The organism is Pseudomonas pharyngis (assembly GCF_021602345.1).
GTDB classification, from domain to species: Bacteria; Pseudomonadota; Gammaproteobacteria; order Pseudomonadales; family Pseudomonadaceae; genus Aquipseudomonas; species Aquipseudomonas pharyngis.
Genome location: NZ_BQID01000003.1, coordinates 152,426 through 168,467, shown reverse-complemented (window position 1 = coordinate 168,467; position 16,042 = coordinate 152,426). Strand labels below are relative to the sequence as shown.

General features: G+C 61.2%; 12 protein-coding genes and 1 tRNA gene. 10 read left to right on the top strand and 3 right to left on the bottom strand.

The window, feature by feature from the left end:
* The first annotated feature begins 18 nt into the window (after nucleotides 1-18).
* The 10 genes from L6D74_RS07675 (at nucleotide 19) to L6D74_RS07630 (ending at nucleotide 12,996) form a co-directional block, all read left to right on the top strand.
* Nucleotides 19-1,398, top strand: a complete 1,380-nt coding sequence (locus L6D74_RS07675) for an N-acetylmuramoyl-L-alanine amidase (protein ID WP_371857703.1) — start codon at nucleotides 19-21, stop codon at nucleotides 1,396-1,398.
* The gene (gene mutL, locus L6D74_RS07670; protein WP_039766643.1) at nucleotides 1,395-3,302 is read left to right on the top strand and encodes a DNA mismatch repair endonuclease MutL; all 1,908 of its coding nucleotides are present in this window, start codon (nucleotides 1,395-1,397) and stop codon (nucleotides 3,300-3,302) included. The genes L6D74_RS07675 and mutL overlap by 4 nt, the downstream gene beginning before the upstream one ends.
* Complete coding sequence (gene miaA / locus L6D74_RS07665; RefSeq protein ID WP_085648069.1) at nucleotides 3,302-4,273, top strand: tRNA (adenosine(37)-N6)-dimethylallyltransferase MiaA; 972 nt, start codon at nucleotides 3,302-3,304, stop codon at nucleotides 4,271-4,273. The genes mutL and miaA overlap by 1 nt, the downstream gene beginning before the upstream one ends.
* Nucleotides 4,274-4,366: 93 nt before the next feature.
* On the top strand, nucleotides 4,367-4,627 hold the full coding sequence (hfq, locus tag L6D74_RS07660) for an RNA chaperone Hfq (protein ID WP_007902656.1): 261 nt from the start codon (nucleotides 4,367-4,369) through the stop codon (nucleotides 4,625-4,627).
* A 12-nt stretch (nucleotides 4,628-4,639) separates the two neighbouring features.
* Nucleotides 4,640-5,941 (top strand): ribosome rescue GTPase HflX, encoded by a 1,302-nt coding sequence (gene hflX, locus L6D74_RS07655; RefSeq protein WP_064593103.1) that lies wholly within the window; start codon nucleotides 4,640-4,642, stop codon nucleotides 5,939-5,941.
* 96 nt (nucleotides 5,942-6,037) lie between these two features.
* Nucleotides 6,038-7,207 (top strand): FtsH protease activity modulator HflK, encoded by a 1,170-nt coding sequence (gene hflK / locus L6D74_RS07650; RefSeq protein ID WP_039766653.1) that lies wholly within the window; start codon nucleotides 6,038-6,040, stop codon nucleotides 7,205-7,207.
* Nucleotides 7,207-8,076, top strand: a complete 870-nt coding sequence (gene hflC, locus L6D74_RS07645) for a protease modulator HflC (protein ID WP_007950723.1) — start codon at nucleotides 7,207-7,209, stop codon at nucleotides 8,074-8,076. The genes hflK and hflC overlap by 1 nt, the downstream gene beginning before the upstream one ends.
* Nucleotides 8,077-8,389: 313 nt before the next feature.
* Entirely contained in the window at nucleotides 8,390-9,577 is a 1,188-nt protein-coding gene (locus L6D74_RS07640) for an ATP phosphoribosyltransferase regulatory subunit (RefSeq protein ID WP_011332186.1), read from the top strand.
* A gap of 54 nt (nucleotides 9,578-9,631) precedes the next feature.
* The gene (locus L6D74_RS07635; RefSeq protein WP_064379102.1) at nucleotides 9,632-10,921 is read left to right on the top strand and encodes an adenylosuccinate synthase; all 1,290 of its coding nucleotides are present in this window, start codon (nucleotides 9,632-9,634) and stop codon (nucleotides 10,919-10,921) included.
* Nucleotides 10,922-11,061: 140 nt separating this feature from the next.
* Nucleotides 11,062-12,996 (top strand): methyl-accepting chemotaxis protein, encoded by a 1,935-nt coding sequence (locus tag L6D74_RS07630; RefSeq protein ID WP_236188572.1) that lies wholly within the window; start codon nucleotides 11,062-11,064, stop codon nucleotides 12,994-12,996.
* A 41-nt stretch (nucleotides 12,997-13,037) separates the two neighbouring features.
* On the opposite strand, the gene L6D74_RS07625 is transcribed toward L6D74_RS07630, so the two are convergent.
* The 3 genes from L6D74_RS07625 to L6D74_RS07615 all read right to left on the bottom strand — a co-directional run bounded on the left by L6D74_RS07625 (nucleotide 13,038) and on the right by L6D74_RS07615 (nucleotide 15,891).
* Nucleotides 13,038-14,603, bottom strand: a complete 1,566-nt coding sequence (locus L6D74_RS07625; RefSeq protein ID WP_236188570.1) for an ABC transporter permease — start codon at nucleotides 14,601-14,603, stop codon at nucleotides 13,038-13,040.
* Entirely contained in the window at nucleotides 14,603-15,613 is a 1,011-nt protein-coding gene (locus L6D74_RS07620) for an extracellular solute-binding protein (RefSeq protein ID WP_221398579.1), read from the bottom strand. Before L6D74_RS07620 ends, L6D74_RS07625 begins: the two co-directional genes overlap by 1 nt.
* A 191-nt stretch (nucleotides 15,614-15,804) precedes the next feature.
* Nucleotides 15,805-15,891 (bottom strand) — tRNA-Leu (locus L6D74_RS07615).
* Nucleotides 15,892-16,042: the final 151 nt, after the last annotated feature.

Below are 16,042 nucleotides of genomic sequence, written 5' to 3'. Positions count from 1 at the left end.
GTGGCTGCCGTTGGACTGATGTTGATGGCAGTAACCGTCAACGCTGTGGCCGAGACGAAGGTCAACAGCGTGCGCCTGTGGCGGGCGCCGGACAACACGCGACTGGTGTTCGACCTGACAGGCCCGGTGCAGCACAGCGTCTTCACGCTGACCGCGCCGGATCGTCTGGTGATCGACATCAACGGCGCCACCCTCGGCGCGCCGCTGAATGTGCAGACCGCCAACACGCCGATCACTGCGATGCGTTCGGCCCAGCGCACGCCGACCGACCTGCGGGTGGTCATCGACCTGAAAAAAGCGGTCACCCCGAAAAGCTTCTCGCTGGCGCCGAACGCCCAGTATGGCAACCGTCTGGTGGTCGATCTGTTCGACAACCCGGCAGACGCGGCGCCACCGCCTGCGCCGACGCCGTCGGTCGCTACCGTACCGGCGGTGCCTGTCACGCCGGCTGAACCTGCGATCAAACTGCCACCGGCCCCGGCCGGAAAGCGCGACATCATCGTGGTCATCGACGCCGGTCACGGCGGTGAAGACCCGGGCGCATCGGGTTCTCGCGGCCAGCGCGAAAAAGACGTGGTACTGCAGATCGCCCGCGAGTTGCAGCGTCAGGTCAACGGCATGAAAGGCTTCCGCGCCGAACTGACCCGTACCGGCGACTACTTCATCCCGCTGCGCGGCCGTACCGAGATTGCCCGCAAGAAGGGCGCCGATCTGTTTGTCTCGATCCACGCCGACGCCGCGCCTTCTGCGGCCGCGTTTGGTGCGTCGGTGTTCGCCCTGTCCGATCGTGGCGCCACCTCGGAAACCGCCCGTTGGCTGGCCGACAGTGAAAACCGTTCCGACCTGATCGGCGGTGCCGGCAACGTCAGCCTCGACGACAAGGACCGCATGCTGGCCGGCGTTCTGCTCGACCTGTCGATGACCGCCTCGCTGACCTCCAGCCTCAACGTCGGCCAGAAGGTTCTGACCAATATTGGCCGGGTCACCCCGCTGCACAAGCAGCGCGTGGAACAGGCCGGGTTCATGGTGCTGAAATCGCCGGACATCCCGTCGATCCTGGTGGAAACCGGCTTCATCTCCAACGCCAACGAAGCGAACAAACTCTCGGCAGCGAGCCACCAGCAGGCGCTGGCGCGTTCGATCAGCAGCGGCGTGCGTCAGTTCTTCCAGCAGAATCCGCCACCGGGCACTTACATCGCCTGGCTGCGTGATTCGGGCAAGATCGCTCAAGGGCCGCGTGATCACCGGGTAGGTCCGGGTGAGACCGTGGCGATGATTGCCGTGCGTTATCAGATTTCGCCGGCCACACTGCGTAGCGCCAACAATCTGAAAAGCGATGATCTGAAAGTCGGCCAGCACCTGACCATTCCCGGCACCGAACTGGCGTCCAAAGAATGAATCAGGTCCTGAACGCTGCCCGCATTGAACTGCTCAGCCCGCGGCTGGCGAACCAGATCGCCGCCGGTGAGGTGGTCGAACGCCCGGCCTCGGTGATCAAGGAGCTGCTGGAAAACAGCCTCGACTCCGGCGCCAAGCGTATCGACGTTGATGTCGAGCAGGGCGGTGTCAAACTGCTGCGAGTGCGCGACGACGGCAGCGGTATTTCCGCCGATGACCTGCCGCTGGCCCTGGCCCGTCACGCCACCAGCAAGATCCGTAACCTGGAAGACCTCGAACAGGTGATGAGCCTGGGTTTCCGGGGCGAGGCTTTGGCTTCGATCAGCTCCGTGGCGCGTCTGACCCTGACCTCGCGCACCCGCGACGCCGATCAGGCCTGGCAGGTCGAGACCGAAGGCCGCGACATGGCGCCCCGCGTGCAGCCGGCGGCGCACCCGGTCGGCACTTCGGTGGAAGTCCGTGACCTGTTCTTCAACACCCCGGCGCGACGCAAATTCCTCAAGACCGAAAAAACTGAATTCGATCACCTGCAAGAAGTGATCAAGCGTCTGGCGCTGGCGCGTTTCGACGTGGCTTTCCATTTGCGCCACAACGGCAAGACCATCCTCAGCCTGCACGAAGCCCACGATGATGCGGCCCGCGCCCGGCGTGTGGCGGCGATCTGCGGTTCGGGCTTCCTTGAGCAGGCGCTGCCGATCGAGATCGAACGCAATGGCCTGCATTTGTGGGGCTGGGTCGGTCTGCCGACCTTCAACCGCAGTCAGGCGGACTTGCAGTATTTCTTCGTCAACGGCCGTGCGGTGCGCGACAAACTAGTGGCCCACGCGGTGCGCCAGGCTTATCGCGATGTGCTGTTCAACGGCCGGCACCCGACGTTCGCGCTGTTTTTCGAGGTCGACCCGGCAGCGGTCGACGTCAACGTGCACCCGACCAAGCACGAAGTGCGCTTCCGTGACGGGCGCATGGTGCATGACTTCCTGTATGGCACCTTGCACCGTGCCCTCGGCGATGTGCGGCCGGAAGATCAGCTTGCCGGTTCGGTCACCACCGCGATCGTCCGGCCGACCGGCCTTGAAGCTGGTGAATTCGGGCCGCAGGGCGAAATGCGTCTGGCGGCCAATGCGTTGCTGGAGCAACCGCAGGCGCAACCGGCGTTCAATACCTCGTCGGGCGCCAGCGCTGGCGGCGCTTATCAGTATCAATACACGCCACGTCCGCAATCGACCGTGCCGGTAGCCGAGGCCCAGGCCGCGTACCGCGAGTTTTTTGCGCCGCTGCCCGAGGCCAATGCCAATGCATTGCCAGCCGGTCAGGAAGACATTCCGCCGCTTGGCTACGCGCTGGCTCAGCTCAAGGGCATTTATATTCTGTCCGAGAACGCCCAAGGCCTGGTTTTGGTGGACATGCACGCCGCTCACGAGCGGATCATGTATGAGCGCCTGAAGATCGCCATGGCCAGCGAAGGCCTGAGCGGTCAGCCGCTGCTGGTGCCGGAATCGCTGGCGGTCAGTCAGCGCGAGGCCGACTGCGCTGAAGAGCATGCGGCGTGGTTCCAGCGCCTTGGTTTTGAATTGCAGCGCCTTGGCCCGGAAACCCTTGCGATCCGGCAGATCCCCGCCCTGCTCAAGCAGGCCGAAGCCAACCGACTGGTCGGTGATGTCCTGTCGGACTTGATGGAATACGGTACCAGCGACCGGATCCAGGCACATTTGAACGAACTGCTCGGCACCATGGCCTGCCACGGCGCGATCCGCGCCAACCGCCGCCTGGCCTTGCCGGAAATGAACGGCCTGCTGCGCGACATGGAAAATACCGAGCGCAGCGGTCAGTGCAACCATGGCCGACCGACCTGGACCCAACTGGGCCTGGACGATCTGGACAAACTGTTCCTGCGCGGTCGTTGATGAGCCAGCTTCCTCCAGCGATTTTCCTGATGGGCCCGACCGCTGCGGGTAAGACCGATCTGGCCATCGAGCTGACCAAGGTGCTGCCGTGCGAGCTGATCAGTGTCGATTCGGCGCTGGTTTATCGCGGCATGGACATCGGCACCGCCAAGCCTTCCAAAGAACTGCTGGCCGAATTCCCTCATCGACTGATCGACATTCTCGATCCGGCCGAAGCTTATTCGGCAGCGGATTTCCGTCGCGATGCGCTGGAGGCCATGGCCGAGATCACCGCACGTGGAAAAATTCCGCTGCTGGTGGGCGGCACGATGCTCTATTACAAGGCTTTGATCGAAGGTCTGGCGGACATGCCGGCGGCCGATCCCGAGGTTCGCGCGCAGATCGAAGAAGAGGCTGCACGCCTTGGCTGGCAGGCCCTGCACGATCAGTTGGCGGTCATCGATCCGGAGTCTGCAGCACGCATCCATCCGAACGATCCACAACGACTGAGTCGTGCGCTGGAAGTTTACCGGGTCAGCGGTCAGAGCATGACTGCGCTGCGCCTGCAACAATCTGCGCAAAGTGCTGAAGCGTCCGCATCGGGACTGCAACAATTGCCCTATACTGTCGCGAACCTGGCGATTGCTCCAACTAATCGGCAGGTATTGCACGAGCGCATTAAACAAAGATTCACAAATATGCTGGAACAGGGATTCATCGACGAGGTCGTAGCCCTGCGTAATAGAAGTGACCTGCATGCCGGGTTGCCGTCTATACGTGCGGTAGGCTACCGCCAGGTCTGGGACTACCTGGATGGCAAGCTGACGTCGGCCGAGATGCAGGAACGGGGCATCATCGCCACGCGCCAATTGGCCAAACGCCAGTTCACCTGGCTGCGCAGCTGGAAAGATTTACACTGGCTCGACAGTCTGGATTGCGACAATCTGCCACGCGCCTTGAAATACCTTGGGACGATCTCCATATTGAGCTGAGTCCTTGCAATTGCCGTCTATCCTTGGGGGTGTGGCGGCAAAAGCCATTTGTTTACCTATTTTTTATATTGAATCCTTAAAGGAGTGCGGCACATGTCAAAAGGGCATTCGCTACAAGACCCTTACTTGAATACTTTACGTAAAGAGAAAGTGGGGGTTTCCATCTACCTGGTGAACGGGATCAAACTGCAAGGCACGATCGAGTCGTTCGACCAGTTCGTTATCCTGCTGAAGAACACCGTCAGCCAGATGGTTTACAAACACGCTATCTCTACAGTCGTGCCGGTTCGTCCAATTCGTCTGCCAAGCGCAACCGAATCCGAAGCAGGTGACGCTGAGCCAGGTAACGCCTGATAGGAGTCTCCTTTGTTCTTTGAGCGCCACGGTGGTGGTGAACGAGTCATCCTCGTTCACTTGGATGGACAGGACCCTGAGGCGCGCGAAGATCCGCAGGAGTTTCAGGAACTGGCAAATTCGGCTGGCGCCGAGACCGTTGCGTTTTTTAACGTGCCGCGTCATCGGCCAACCGCCAAATACCTGATTGGCAGCGGCAAGGTCGAGGAACTGCGCGACCTGGTCCACGCCGAAGAAGCCGATCTGGTTATCTTCAATCACACCCTTACACCCAGTCAGGAACGTAACCTCGAACGTGTTTTCGAGTGTCGCGTGATCGACCGTACCGGTCTGATTCTCGATATTTTCGCCCAACGCGCCCGTACCCATGAGGGCAAGCTCCAGGTCGAACTGGCCCAGCTTGACCACATGAGCACCCGGCTGGTTCGCGGCTGGACTCACCTTGAGCGTCAGGGTGGCGGTATCGGCATGCGCGGCCCGGGTGAAACCCAGCTCGAAACCGACCGGCGACTGCTGCGGGTTCGCCTGCGCCAGATCAAGGGTCGGCTGGAGAAAGTGCGCAGCCAGCGCGAACAGTCGCGTCGCGGCCGCTCGCGTGCGGATATCCCTACCGTATCTCTGGTGGGATACACCAACGCCGGTAAATCCACGCTGTTCAATAACGTGACCAAGTCCGACGTGTACGCTGCTGACCAGCTGTTCGCCACGCTCGATCCGACCCTGCGCCGTCTGGATCTGGACGACCTGGGGCCGATTGTCCTGGCCGACACCGTGGGCTTCATCCGCCACTTGCCGCACAAACTGGTCGAGGCATTTCGGTCTACGCTCGAAGAGTCGAGCAACTCCGACCTGCTGTTGCACGTGATCGATGCGGCCGAACCGGATCGCATGTTGCAGATCGAGCAGGTGATGGTGGTGCTGGGCGAGATCGGTGCCCAGGACTTGCCGATCCTCGAGGTCTATAACAAACTCGATTTGCTTGAAGGCGTTGAGCCACAAATCCAGCGCGATGAAAACGGCAAGCCCCAGCGGGTCTGGCTGTCGGCGCGTGATGGCACCGGTCTGGAATTGCTCGAGCAGGCGATTGCCGAGTTGTTGGGCAGTGACCTGTTCGTGGGAACCTTGCGCCTGCCTCAGCGGTTCGCGCGTCTGCGTGCACAGTTCTTCGAACTGGGCGCGGTACAGAAAGAAGAACACGACGAAGAAGGGGTCAGCTTGCTGGCCGTTCGATTGCCACGCTCGGAGCTCAATCGACTGGTCAGTCGTGAAGGCGTTGTGCCGACGGAGTTCATCGAGCAACACACTTTGCAATAAAAGCCTGGCAAAGCGGTTGTGCCGCAACGGCAGGCATTCTGTAGCATTGGTCGGCGCGCCGTGGGTGCGTCTTTGCTTTATCAGATGGAGAGCGCTATGGCTTGGAATGAGCCGGGTGGCAACTCGAACAATCAGGATCCTTGGGGTGGCAAGCGTCGCAACAACGGCGACCGCAAGGGACCGCCGGATCTCGACGAGGCCTTCCGAAAGCTGCAGGAAAGCCTGAACGGGTTGTTCGGTGGTGGAAAGAAACGCGGTGATGACGGTGGTGGCTCGGGCAAGAGCGGCGGCTTCGGCGGCCTGCTCGGCATCGGCCTTGTCGTGCTGGCGGCCGTCTGGCTGTACAGCGCGGTGTACGTTGTGGACGAGCAGGAGCAGGCCGTGGTGCTGCGCTTCGGCAAGTACTACGAGACTGTCGGTCCCGGCCTGAACATCTACTTCCCGCCGATCGACAAGAAGTACATGGAGAACGTCACGCGTGAGCGTGCCTACACCAAGCAGGGCCAGATGCTGACCGAAGACGAGAACATCGTCGAAGTGCCGCTGACCGTGCAGTACAAGATCAGCAACCTGCAGGACTTCGTGCTGAACGTCGACCAGCCGGAAATCAGCCTGCAACATGCGACCGACAGTGCGCTGCGCCATGTGGTGGGTTCCACCGCGATGGACCAGGTGCTGACCGAAGGTCGTGAGCTGATGGCCAGCGAGATCAAGGAGCGTCTGCAACGTTTCCTCGATACCTATCGCACCGGTATCACCGTTACCCAGGTCAACGTACAAAGCGCAGCGGCACCGCGTGAAGTGCAGGAAGCCTTCGATGACGTGATCCGCGCCCGTGAAGACGAGCAGCGTTCGCGCAACCAGGCTGAAACCTACGCCAACGGCGTGGTGCCGGAAGCCCGTGGTCAGGCCCAGCGCATCCTCGAAGATGCCAACGGTTACCGTGACGAAACGGTCTCGCGCGCCAAGGGTGAGGCAGATCGCTTCACCAAACTGGTTGCCGAGTATCGCAAGGCGCCCGAGGTCACTCGCCAGCGTCTGTACCTGGACACCATGCAGGAAGTCTTCAGCAGCACCAGCAAGGTACTCGTGACCGGCAACAAGAACGGCCAGAGCAACCTGCTTTACCTGCCGCTGGACAAGATGATTCAGAACAGTTCGGGCAGCAATGCACCGGTCACCGGTTCGGCTGCCGCCAGCAACAACACGGACGTCACGCCGCATGTCACTGACGTGCCGCAGTCGCGTACAAGGGAGACCCGCTGATGAGCAATAAATCGCTGATCGCCCTGATCGTTGGCGTTGTCGTGGTACTGGTTGGCTGGAACTGTTTCTACATCGTGGCTCAGACCGAGCGTGCGGTGTTGCTGCAGTTCGGTCGCGTGGTTCAGGCTGATGTTCAGCCAGGTCTGCATGTGAAAGTGCCTTACGTTAACCAGGTGCGTAAATTCGACGCACGTCTGATGACGCTGGATGCACCGACACAGCGCTTCCTGACGCTGGAAAAGAAAGCCGTGATGGTCGATGCGTATGCCAAGTGGCGCGTGAAAGATGCCGAGCGCTTCTACACCGCAACGTCCGGCCTCAAGCAGATCGCTGACGAGCGTCTGTCCCGTCGTCTGGAATCGGGTCTGCGTGACCAGTTCGGTAAGCGCACCCTGCACGAAGTGGTGTCGGGTGAGCGCGATGCGCTGATGGCTGACATCACCGCGTCGCTGAACAAGATGGCGGAAAAAGAGCTGGGTATCGAAGTGGTTGATGTCCGGGTCAAGGCCATCGATCTGCCGAAAGAAGTGAACCGCAGCGTGTTCGAACGTATGAGCACCGAGCGTGAGCGTGAAGCTCGCGAGCACCGCGCCAAGGGTAACGAGCTGGCCGAAGGCATCCGTGCCGACGCCGATCGTCAACGCCGTGTGCTGCTGGCTGAAGCCTATCGTGAATCCGAAGAGATTCGCGGTGACGGTGATGCCCAGGCCGCTGCGATCTACTCCAAGGCCTACGGCCAGGATCAGGAATTCTACGGTTTCTACCGTAGCCTGCGTGCCTACCGTGAAAGCTTCGCGAACAAATCCGACGTCCTGGTCCTCGACCCAAGCAGTGACTTCTTCCGTTATCTGGAAAAGTCCAAGCCTTGATACGACGTTGACCTGAATCATTCCGCCCGGCGGCTAATACCTCGGGCGGGGTGATCCTTTGGGAAAACGTGTGTATGATGCGGCAGCCGGGAAATTCCCGGCTTTTTTGCGTCTGCACGTTTGATTGCTGTTTTTGTTGCAGAAGATCGGGTTGAATGGCCCGACAGTTTTTCGAGGAAAGTGATGGGCGAAGCCGGTAACAGGCCTTTCGCCGCGTCGTTCATGCGCGTGCGTTTTGAACGGGCCGGTCATTTTCTGCTTCACTCAAGGCTCGCCCTCGGGCTGGCCGCCCGGATCTAAGGGGAATGGCGTAATGGCAACGGTAGACCGCTGGCTGCTGCCAGATGGCATCGAAGAAGTACTGCCACCGGAAGCGGCGCGCATTGAAGTCGCGCGTCGTCAGGTGTTGGATCTGTTCCAGAGCTGGGGTTACGAGTTTGTCGTGACTCCCCATATCGAGTACCTGGAATCCCTGCTGACCGGCGCGGGCCAGGACCTGGATCTGCGTACCTTCAAGGTCATCGACCCGCAATCGGGCCGGCAGATGGGTTTCCGTGCCGACATCACGCCGCAAGTGGCGCGCATCGATGCGCACACCCTGCGGCGCGAAGGCCCGAGCCGTCTGTGCTACGCCGGCAGCGTGCTGCATGCCCAGCCGCGTGCCTTGTCGTCCTCGCGCAGCCCGATCCAACTGGGCGCCGAGTTGTACGGCGATGCCAGCCCGAGCAGCGACGTTGAAGTCATCAGCCTGATGCTGGCCATGCTGCAACTGGCCGACGTGCCGGACGTGCACATGGACCTCGGGCATGTCGGCATCTACCGCGGTCTGGCCCAGGCGGCCGGTCTGTCGGGTGAAGTCGAGCAGCAGTTGTTCGATGCATTGCAACGCAAGGCCATCGACGAGGTCATTACCTTGACCGAAGGCCTGCCGGCCGATCTGTCCGGCATGTTGCGCGCGCTGGTCGACCTGTGCGGCGGCCGTGAAGTGCTGAGCGCTGCCCGCGAGCGTCTGGCCAATGCGCCAGCGCCGGTACTGGCGGCGCTGGAAGATTTGCTGGCGATCGCCGAGCGTCTGTCGGTGCGCTTCCCGGAGCTGCCGCTGTACTTCGATCTGGGCGAACTGCGCGGTTATCACTACCACACCGGTGTGGTGTTTGCGGTATTCGTGCCGGGTGTTGGCCAGTCCATCGCCCAGGGCGGTCGCTACGACGACATCGGCGCCGACTTCGGTCGCGCCCGTCCGGCCACGGGCTTCTCCACCGATTTGAAAACCCTGGTGACCCTGGGGCGTGCTGAGATCGAGCTACCGTCTGGCGGTATCTGGATGCCTGACAGTACGGATGCGGCACTCTGGCAGCAGGTTTGCCAGTTGCGCAGTGAGGGTCAGCGTGTCGTTCAGGCGTTGCCTGGACAACCTTTGGCCGCCGCCCGTGATGCGGACTGCGACCGGCAATTGATCCAGCAGAACGGGCTTTGGCAAGTATCGCCACTGGCTTCTTGAGTTTTCCTGCCGGCTGACGCCGGCACCAAGTTTGCGCGAATGAGGACAAGTGTTATGGGTAAGAATGTCGTAGTCCTGGGCACCCAATGGGGTGATGAGGGCAAAGGCAAGATCGTTGATCTGCTGACCGAACATGCTGCCGCCGTAGTGCGCTACCAGGGTGGCCACAACGCCGGTCACACTCTGGTGATCGACGGTGAAAAAACCGTCTTGCACCTGATCCCGTCGGGCGTGCTGCGCGAAGGCGTGCAGTGCCTGATCGGCAACGGCGTGGTGGTTGCACCTGACGCCCTGCTGCGCGAGATCACCAAGCTGGAAGAGAAGGGTGTACCGGTGCGCGAGCGCCTGCGCATCAGCCCTTCCTGCCCGCTGATCCTGTCCTTCCACGTGGCGCTGGACCAGGCCCGTGAAAAGGCCCGCGGCGAGCTGAAGATCGGTACGACCGGTCGCGGCATCGGCCCGGCTTACGAAGACAAGGTTGCACGTCGTGGCTTGCGTGTTGGCGATCTGCTCAACATGCCGCGCTTTGAAGACAAGCTGCGTGAACTGGTGGACTACCACAACTTCATGCTGGTCGGTTACTACAAAGAGCCTGCCATCGAGTACGAAAAGACTCTGGCCGAGTGCAAGGAATACGCCGAGCTGCTCAAGCCGCTGATGCTGGACGTGACTGCCGAGCTGCACGACCTGCGTCGCGCCGGCAAAGACATCATGTTCGAAGGCGCCCAGGGTTCGTTGCTCGACATCGATCACGGCACCTATCCGTACGTGACCAGCTCCAACACCACCGCGGGTGGCGTGGCGACCGGTTCGGGCGTTGGTCCGATGTTCCTGGACTACATCCTGGGCATCACCAAGGCTTACACCACTCGCGTAGGTTCGGGCCCATTCCCGACTGAGCTGTTCGACGAAGTCGGTGCGCACCTGGCCAAGCAAGGTCACGAGTTCGGCGCTACCACCGGCCGTGCCCGTCGTTGCGGCTGGTTCGACGCCGTTATCCTGCGTCGTGCTATTGATGTGAACAGCATCTCGGGCATCTGCCTGACCAAGCTGGACGTACTCGACGGCCTGGAAACCATCAACATCTGCACCGGCTACAAAGACGCGCAAGGCAATGCCGTTGCTCCGACTGACGCTGACAGCTACGTGGGTCTGCAGCCTGTGTACGAAGAAGTGCCAGGCTGGAGCGAATCGACCGTGGGCGCCAAGACCCTGGAAGAGCTGCCGGCTAACGCTCGTGCCTACATCAAACGCGTTGAAGAGTTGATCGGCGCGCCGATCGACATTATTTCGACGGGTCCGGACCGCAACGAAACCATCGTTCTGCGTCATCCGTTCGCTTGATAAGTCGTTGATGTAAAAACACAAAGGCCCCTTCATCGGGGCCTTTGTCGTTTATGCCTGTTGGACGGCATGACCTTTGCTGTGATTCTGTCTACAAGAGTGCCATCAAATTAATGGCGTCAGAAGTAGAGGGATTCAAAGTGTCAGCCGTTCTCTCACTGTTACAAAGCCGTCTGTTGCGGCCCGTGTTCGTTACCCTCGGTATCGCCCTTTTGGTGCAAGTGCTGGTGGCCGTCGCCCTGACGCGGAGCACCGTCACCGCGCTGGAAGCCGATCTTGGCACTCGCCTGGGCGCCGACAGCCAGAAGTTGTCCGGTGAGCTGGAGCAGGCCGGACGTGAAGTCACGTCGAGTCTCGACAACCTTTCCTCAAGTACCCGTCAGCGCCTTACCGCCGGTCTTTCCTCGCGTCTGAAGGAAGAGCAGGCGCAACTGCGTGCGACTCTGGAAAAAGACCTGAAGGATTCGGCCAATGACATGGCCCAACTGCTGGCCTCCGTGGCGCCCCGTGCCATGTGGGACAGCGACGTGCCGACCCTGTCCGAATTCGCCCGCCGGGCCCAGCGCAATCCCAACGTGCTGTTCGTGGTGTATGACGACGCCACTGGCCAGCATCTGACCCGCTACCTCAACCGCGAAAACCCGATCAACAAGGCCCTTTTGGAAAAAGGCCAGGGCGAGCGGGCGCTGGACAAGGTGCTGGATGCGGCGAAGAACGATCCGTCGGTCTACTACCTGGAAGCCTCGATCAACCCCAATGGCGTGGAAATCGGCAAGGTGCTGATGGGGGTCTCGACCGCTTCGGTTGAAACCGATCTGGCGGCCCTCGACCAGCGCTTCTCGGCGTTGATTGCCAGCAGCGATCAACTGGTCGGTGACAGCCTCAAGGGCGCCGCTGCCGACAGCGCCACCGCCATGCAGGCTCGCCTGCAATCGGCGCAGTCCACAGCTGCCGAGATGAAAGCCAACACCACCAGTACCGTGCAGGATGCTGCTGCAACGCTGCGCTGGCGTATCGGCATGGGCCTGGCGCTGGTGGGGGCCGGGGTGCTGTTGCTGCTGGCGGTGGTGCTCGGTCATCGGGTCGTCAATCGCCTGAAAATGCTCAACGCCGCCATGGATGATCTGGCAGCGGGCGAGGGCGATCTGACCAAACGCGTACAGATCAACAGCAAGGACGAAATCGGCGACATGGCCTCGGCGGTCAACCGCTTTGTGGACAAGTTGCAGCCGATCGTGCGCGAGGCCGGGGATGTGGCTCAGCGCACCGGTGTGGAAATCGGCGCTATGACCCTGCGCAACGCCGGGGCCGACGCAGCGGCCGGGATGCAGCGTGATGAAGTGGCCGAAAGCCTGCGAGCGCTGTCGCAAATGGCCGATGAGGCTCAGTCGGAAAGCCATGCGATGCAGGCGGCGTTGAAGCAGGTGGTGGATATTCGTCAGGCCACCGACGAGAACACTCGCACCTCGGCCAGGGTCGGCAGCTTGATCGAGGCGCTGGCGGGGCAGGTCGATACCGGGGCGAAAGTCATCGAACGGCTGGCGCAGCAGAGCGAGCAGATTGAAGTGGTGCTGACCGTGATTCACGGCATCGCCGAGCAGACCAACCTGCTGGCGCTCAACGCGGCCATCGAAGCGGCCCGGGCCGGCGAAACCGGCCGCGGGTTTGCGGTAGTAGCGGATGAGGTGCGGGCGCTGGCGAGCAAGACCCAAAGCTCCACCGGCGACATTCAGGCGCACATCGTGGCCCTGCAGCAGGGCGCCCGTGAGGCGGTGGAGGCGATTGGTCAGGCCGGGCGTCAAGCGAGCGAAGGTTTGCTGGTGCTGCGTGACAGCGCGCGACTGCAGCAGTCGGTGCAGGCGTCGGTCGAGCAGGTGCATGCGGCGATTGGCCTGGCGACTCAGGCAGCGGCGCATCAGGCGCAGGGCGCGCAGGCTGTGCGTGGGCGGGTCGAAACGATTCATGCCCAGGCCGAAAAAGCTGCACAGGCGGTGGTCGAGACCACGGCCAGCGGCAAGGTGCTGGATGGTCTGGCGGCGCAGCTCAAGGCCAGTCTGGGGCAGTTCCGGGCCTGATAGTGCGGGCAAAAAAAATCGCAGCTTCGGCTGCGATTTTTTTATCGGCTCAAATACATCCGGGTTGTCAGCAGGTAGACGGGCAATCCCGACACCACAATCAACAACGCCGCATAAGGCGCTGCGGCTGCGAACTCGACATTTGCGGTATGCGCCCAGACTTCAGTCGCCAATGTGTTGAGCCCGGTCGGACTCAGCAGCAATGTAGCCGTCAGTTCTTTCATGGCATCCAGAAACACCAGCGCAAAGGCTGCGCCCAGTGCCGGGAAGATGATCGGTAAAGTCACCCGGCAGAACGCCGTGAACGAAGAGGCGCCGAGGGTGCGGGCGGCTTCTTCGAGTTGCGGCGCGGCCTTGTTCAACGCCGTGCGGATCGGCGCCTGAGCCAGCGGCAGAAACAGCAGGGCATAGGCGATCAGCAATAGCGCGGAGGTCTGGTACAGCGCCGGCACGTAATGCAGGGCGAAATACACCAGCGTCAACGCGATCACCAATCCCGGCAGGGCGTGCAGCAGATAGGGCAGGCGCTCGGCCCAGATCGCCAGTTGGCCCTTGTAGCGCACCACCAGCAACCCGACCGGCACTGCCAGCACCAGACACAATCCAGCGCCACCCAGCGATAGCGCCAATGAAGACAGCAAAGCTTCAGTGATCGCCGCAACCGGGAATGCCGCTGACGATCCCACGGCGAGCCAGTAGGCCAGCATGCCTAGCGGAATCCCGCTGCCGACAATCGCCAGCATCAGGCAATACAGCTGACCGGCGATCGCCCAAGGGCCCAGTCGCACTTGTTCAGCTCGACGCGCCGCACCTTGGCCGGTACGTACATGTCGTCCCTTGCCGCGCACCCGCAACTCCAGCCACAACAGCATCAGGCACAGCGCCAGCAATACCGCCGACAGCATCGCCGCGTTGGCATTGCTGAATTCCAGTTCGAATTGCTGATAGATCGCGGTGGTGAAAGTTTGCAGGCCGATGATCGACAGTGCGCCGAATTCCACCAGCATGTGCAGCGCAATCAGCAGCGAACCGGCCAGCAAGGAAGGCCAGAGCAGCGGCAGGGTGACGCGGAAAAACACGCCCCAGCGATTCTGTCCCAGGGTGCGAGCGGACTCCTCAAGAGAAGGATCAAGATTGCGCAGCGTGGCGGCTACCGGCAGAAAGATCAGCGGGTACTTCGACAGGCTCATCACAAGGATCGCTCCACCAAGGCCTTCAAACTGTGCGCTCAGCGACACCCAGGTGAAGCTGCTGACAAACGCTGGCACTGCGAACGGCAGGCAAAGAATCACGCCCCACAGTCGTCGGCCCGGCAAGTTGCTGCGCTCCAGCAGCCACGCCAGCGACAGGCCGATCACGCCGCAAGTTACGGTTACGCCAACCATCAGCGCCAGCGTGTTGCGCAGCAGGCCGAACACATAGGGGCGCCACAGTAAATGCAGCGCTTCGGTCCAGCCCGCCTGCCAGGCTTTGAGCCCGACGTAGGCCAGCGGCAACAGGCTCATGACCACCAGCAGCAAAACCGGCAGCACCAGCCAGATCGACGGCCGTTTGCGCCGTGGTACGTAACCCCCGCGTGTAGCGGTGGCGGATAACGATGCGGTCATCAGTTCAGGCCAACTTCGCGTTCCAGCTCCAGCGCCTCTTCGGCATTACCCAGATCGGCAGGCGTGACATCCGGCGCTTCCAGTTCGCTGAACGGCTTGAGGCCGCGATCCGACTCCATGCCTTTGTGCAGCGGGTATTCGGCGGTGGTCTGGGTGATCACGCGCTGGCCTTCTTCGCTGGCCATGTAGGCGAGAAATTGCTGGGCTTCTTTTGGGTGTTTGCTGGATTTCAGCACGGCTGCGCTGGACACGGTGATCAGGCCGCCGACATCGCCGCCGGTGAAGTAATGCAGTTTGGAATCAAGCTTGCCTTTCTCCCGCTGCAGGGCGAACCAGTAGTAGTTGTTCACCAGCACGGTGGCGACTTCGCCGTTTTCCACCGCCTTGAGGGCGACCATGTTGTTGCTGTAGGTCTTGCCGAAGGCGCGCAGGCCGGTCAGCCATTCTTCGGCGGCTTCGCGACCGTGCTTTTTGATGATGGCCACGGCCTGTTCCTGGAACGCGCCGCTGGTCGGGACGAAGCCGACCTTGCCTTGCCACTGCGGATCGGCGAAATCCAGCACCGATTTGGGCAGATCTTTTTCGTCGATCAGTTTCGGGTTGAAGGCCACCACGCGAACCCGGGCGGTGACGCCGATCCAGGTGCCGTTGCCGGCGACGTATTTTTTCGGCAGAACGGCCAGGGTCGCATCGTCAGCCTTGGCCAGCAGGCCTTGCTCGCCGAGGTTGTTCAGCGGCGGGGATTCTTCGGTGTAGATGACGTCGGCAGGTGAGCGGTCGCCTTCTTCGATGATCTGGCTGGCGAGCTGGTTGCTGCTACCCTTGCGCACATTGACGTGAATGCCGGTCTTGGCTTCGAAAGCTTTGGCGATCGCGTCGCCGACTTCCTTGTGTTGACCGTTGTAGAGCGTCAGGGAAACCGTGTCGGCAGCCTGGGCGAGGGGAGTGGCGAGGGCCAGGCCGAGCAGGGTGAAGGTCAAGCCGCGGCGCAGGGTATTTCGAAACATCATTCGCAGGGTTCCTCACTGTCGCATTGCAAAAACTTGCAACAATGATAAACGATATTGTTTCTCAAGTGCGCCTTGCAGGGGAGGGGTGGGTCTGATAGGCGTTGGGATTCAGGTTTTCCAAACCCCGGAAACGCAAAAACCCGCTTTCGCGGGTTTTTGTGAGATTCAAGATCGTGACCTTGAATTTGAATTGGTGCCCAGAAGAAGACTCGAACTTCCACGACCGTAAGGTCACCAGCACCTGAAGCTGGCGTGTCTACCAATTTCACCATCTGGGCTTCATCTTCAGCGTCGCCGCTGTTGATGTGGCGCACTATACGGAGCGCCTTTTGATCTGTAAACCCCTGATTTGATTTTAATAAATCAATTTCAGAAAAAGCGGGGCGCAGAATGCAAAAAACCCGCTTTCGCGGGTTTTTGTGTGAGTCT

Bases quoted from the DNA above. Each gene is read 5' to 3' on its own strand.
- L6D74_RS07675 (WP_371857703.1), top strand. From the start codon at position 19: ATGTTGATGGCAGTAACCGTCAACGCTGTGGCCGAGACGAAGGTCAAC.
- mutL (WP_039766643.1), top strand. From the start codon at position 1,395: ATGAATCAGGTCCTGAACGCTGCCCGCATTGAACTGCTCAGCCCGCGG.
- miaA (WP_085648069.1), top strand. From the start codon at position 3,302: ATGAGCCAGCTTCCTCCAGCGATTTTCCTGATGGGCCCGACCGCTGCG.
- hfq (WP_007902656.1), top strand. From the start codon at position 4,367: ATGTCAAAAGGGCATTCGCTACAAGACCCTTACTTGAATACTTTACGT.
- hflK (WP_039766653.1), top strand. From the start codon at position 6,038: ATGGCTTGGAATGAGCCGGGTGGCAACTCGAACAATCAGGATCCTTGG.
- hflC (WP_007950723.1), top strand. From the start codon at position 7,207: ATGAGCAATAAATCGCTGATCGCCCTGATCGTTGGCGTTGTCGTGGTA.
- L6D74_RS07640 (WP_011332186.1), top strand. From the start codon at position 8,390: ATGGCAACGGTAGACCGCTGGCTGCTGCCAGATGGCATCGAAGAAGTA.
- L6D74_RS07635 (WP_064379102.1), top strand. From the start codon at position 9,632: ATGGGTAAGAATGTCGTAGTCCTGGGCACCCAATGGGGTGATGAGGGC.
- L6D74_RS07625 (WP_236188570.1), bottom strand. From the start codon at position 14,603: ATGACCGCATCGTTATCCGCCACCGCTACACGCGGGGGTTACGTACCA.
- L6D74_RS07620 (WP_221398579.1), bottom strand. From the start codon at position 15,613: ATGATGTTTCGAAATACCCTGCGCCGCGGCTTGACCTTCACCCTGCTC.